General features: G+C 56.7%; 1 protein-coding gene. It reads right to left on the bottom strand.

From position 1 onward, the window contains the following. Positions 1 to 239 precede the first annotated feature (239 nt). Complete coding sequence (locus tag DMP08_RS12255) at positions 240 to 1,502, bottom strand: IS30 family transposase (protein ID WP_123193153.1); 1,263 nt, start codon at positions 1,500 to 1,502, stop codon at positions 240 to 242. Positions 1,503 to 1,633 lie beyond the last annotated feature (131 nt).

The raw sequence follows: 1,633 nt of genomic DNA, 5'->3' as shown, positions 1-1,633 counted from the left end.
GGTTGAATTGCGAAGTCAGCCGAACACCCTTGTTTAAATAGGCGTTTGTGCAGTTAGCCGGACGTTTTGAAGTGTTTTGAGTCTGTTGCCTGATCTCACGATCAGGGGTTTTGCTTTGATCTCGGGCTGTTTGGATGGGTTTGCAGGCATAGCTTCGCCATACCCTCCGTGTCCGCTCGCAGACTCATCCGGACGGCTGCATACGCCCTATGGCCGAAAATATTAGTTTTTAAGTAGGTTTAAATCAGCGGAGGTAGCCCCCTTGCCTCCCTGTCTTGATTTATTGCGCTCACCTTCAGGTTGAGTCTCTCGTAGGGGATCTCCTCAATGCCTAGAGCGTCTGCAAGTCCTTCTGCTGTCACAGGATCTGCGGCACGAAGCATTGCTAAAGGCGACAGACCCATCAGCGAGGGTCGGGGTTCGGAGTTGAGCTGGCTCATAAGGACGGCCATATCTTGGGACTTGAGGTTATTGAAGGAGATGCCTCGGTTTTTAGGGAGGAGCTTGCGCAGTTCGACATGATTGCGCTCGCAACCGCCTTTTTGCTGGGACTGTCGCACATCGCAGTAGTAAACTCTGCATCGGGTCCTCCTTCCCGGCAAAGCTGATCTCTCGAGAGCGTCAGCGTCCGAGAACTCGGCGCCGTTGTCGGTCAGGATGAGCCCGAACAAACGCCGGAACGTCTCTTTTCCGAGGGCGGTTTCCAGCATGTCGAGCGCAGCGGCTACTGCGCTCGACGACTTTTCGGGCAAAAGCAGGCACGCCTGTATCTTGCAGGGCCTTAAGTACAGCGTGAGCATGCATTGAGCGTCTGAAGACAACCCTATCACGCAGTCCATTTCGCACGTCTGAGCGCGCTCTTCTTCGGGTAGTGCCGAAAATGTTTCATAAGAACGCCCTGGTCCGTGTGAAGTGGGCTTAGCTTCGGCGGATTTCCTCCGAGGCCTGTAGCCGACCTTGCGGCGCAGTTCTGCGTTTGACATGCCGGCATAGCCGTTGGCTATCCAGCGGTAGATCGTGGTGGGGTGAACCTTGAACTCCTCCGCGTGGCCATATGCTATCTGAGCGGGCGAGAGGCCACGGGCTACGTCGGAGCGGATAAGCGTCATCGTACGCTCGAAATCGTACTCTTTGGCGTTCACGCCCCGGCGTGCTTCAGAGAGGAGGTTGTCGGCAAGCGCCTGAGCCCGGGCTGCTGAATACTCGCAACGCAGAGCTTTGCCGCAGCTGTAGCGGCGATGCTGACAGCCGTTGCAGGTCCAGGGCCACGCTTGCAAACGTGCGCACGCATCCTCGGGCACTTGGTCGACCCGTTCGCCTTTCCCGGGACCCTTTGCGATAGTGCGGTTGCGTTTTACCTCGTCAGAGATCGATGCCGGCGAGCGGCCGAGGTCGCGTGCAGCACCGCGCGCTGAGGGCTTTCTCTTGTTGAGCTCCCGTTCCACGGAGGCGCGCTCCGACTTCGTGATCCTGAAGTAGCGCTTCTGCTTTTTCTCTGCCATGATCCTTGTCCTTTCCTTTTCGGCAGGCCCCTTCGGCCCACCCTTAGGCAAGGATTCTCAAACTTAGCTGCACGCGTACGGCTAAGTTCAAGAGAAAAAGCAAAGTGTTCGGTTCAGCCTGCAAATCAACT

The organism is Paraeggerthella hongkongensis, assembly GCF_003726035.1.
Lineage (GTDB): Bacteria > Actinomycetota > Coriobacteriia > Coriobacteriales > Eggerthellaceae > Paraeggerthella > Paraeggerthella hongkongensis.
The sequence above is the reverse complement of the archived record's forward strand: the minus strand, read 5'-3'. Positions and strand labels throughout refer to the sequence as shown.

Excerpts from the sequence above, each read along its gene's own strand:
- DMP08_RS12255 (WP_123193153.1), bottom strand. The coding sequence starts at position 1,502 with ATGGCAGAGAAAAAGCAGAAGCGCTACTTCAGGATCACGAAGTCGGAG.